This window comes from Bacillus proteolyticus (assembly GCF_001884065.1).
Classification (GTDB): domain Bacteria; phylum Bacillota; class Bacilli; order Bacillales; family Bacillaceae_G; genus Bacillus_A; species Bacillus_A proteolyticus.
Genome location: NZ_MACH01000094.1, coordinates 1 through 408, shown reverse-complemented (window position 1 = coordinate 408; position 408 = coordinate 1). Strand labels below are relative to the sequence as shown.

Below are 408 nucleotides of genomic sequence, written 5' to 3'. Positions count from 1 at the left end.
CCAGAAGGGTTCCGTCTAACTGTAGCATTTAAAATACGTCCTGTTACTTCACGACTTTTGGCAAATCGAACAAGACCTAGTTTTGGCAATTTTATTTTGTTTCCTACAACGGCAATGTTTTCATTTGTTTGTTTTGTGGTATAAGATTGTACGTTGTTCTTCTTAGATTTGAAACGCGGGGCATTGTTTTGTTTTTTGAAAAGGCGTGTATAAGCATCCGCAAGGTTGCGAACAGACGACTGAATCGCGATACTATCTACTTCTTTTAGCCAAACAAACTTTTTCTTCATGGCAGGGAGTTTGGCAGAGCATGTACCATATGTCAAACCTTTCCCTGTTTCTTTGTATGCATTATCCCATAGAGATAGGAAATGATTGAATACAAAACGAGAACAGCCAATCGTTTTA

General features: G+C 38.2%; 1 protein-coding gene. It reads right to left on the bottom strand.

Annotated features, from left to right (window positions below; translation table 11 throughout):
* A partial coding sequence (locus BAQ49_RS17975; protein ID WP_165616057.1) for a helix-turn-helix domain-containing protein occupies positions 1-408 on the bottom strand: 408 nt, incomplete at both ends.